Source organism: Pseudoflavonifractor sp. 60 (genome assembly GCF_009911645.1).
In the GTDB taxonomy this organism is placed as follows: domain Bacteria; phylum Bacillota; class Clostridia; order Oscillospirales; family Oscillospiraceae; genus Lawsonibacter.
This window is the reverse complement of the sequence record NZ_QWKI01000284.1, coordinates 1-713: the sequence shown is the minus strand read 5'-3', so window position 1 is coordinate 713 and position 713 is coordinate 1. Positions and strand designations below refer to the sequence as shown.

Below are 713 nucleotides of genomic sequence, written 5' to 3'. Positions count from 1 at the left end.
CGCTTGAAAGAACGCAAGGAATTTATGCGTCAGAAACAGCAAATCGTGAACACTCTTTTTGAGCAAGGAAACGCTTAGTTTTCTTACACCCCCGCCGAAAAACTACAAAATTTCTTCGGCGTTTTCTTACAATTTCAAATTGGCGTTGACATTCGAATTCCTGTCTGCGTAGTCCAGCACCGCCGCCTTGGCCACGATATTGTTCTGCTGGTCGCACTCCTCCAGCAACAGGTCAATGTCCTTGCGGGCCAGCATCTTCTTAGCCAGCATCACCCTCAGCAGTTCCTCGTGTTGAACGGCCTCAGGGAAAAGCCGCTTTCTCTGGCGCTTGATGTACTTGAGATAGTCCGCTTTGATTTCCCCGTCCAACTCCGCACCGTCCAGATACGCCTTGGCAAAGCCCGCACACGCACCGGGCTTGTCCTCCTTGTCAAACTTGGCAATGGAAATGTGAGGCGCAACCCGCACAGGGCGGCTGCCCATAAAGACGTCCTTACCGATTTCGGTGACACCCACCGGGATGGTGACGCTGGTCAGGCTCTGGCAGTCAGAGAAGGCACCGTCCCCAATTTTCGTGACGCCCGCCGGGATGGTCACGCTGGTCAGGTTGGCACAGTGCTGGAAGGTGCCGAACCCGATTTCAGTTCCTCCACGGTCAACTGTTCCGTGTCCAAGCGGTCATAGAGCAGCTCGCTCTTCATCCTGGCCCACAT

Annotated in this window: 1 protein-coding gene; it reads right to left on the bottom strand. The window is 54.4% G+C overall.

The window, feature by feature from the left end; all coding sequences use genetic code 11:
* Positions 1–126: 126 nt before the first annotated feature.
* The gene (locus D1646_RS21600) at positions 127–639 is read right to left on the bottom strand and encodes a leucine-rich repeat domain-containing protein (RefSeq protein ID WP_160638416.1); all 513 of its coding nucleotides are present in this window, start codon (positions 637–639) and stop codon (positions 127–129) included.
* Between the last annotated feature and the right edge of the window lie 74 nt (positions 640–713).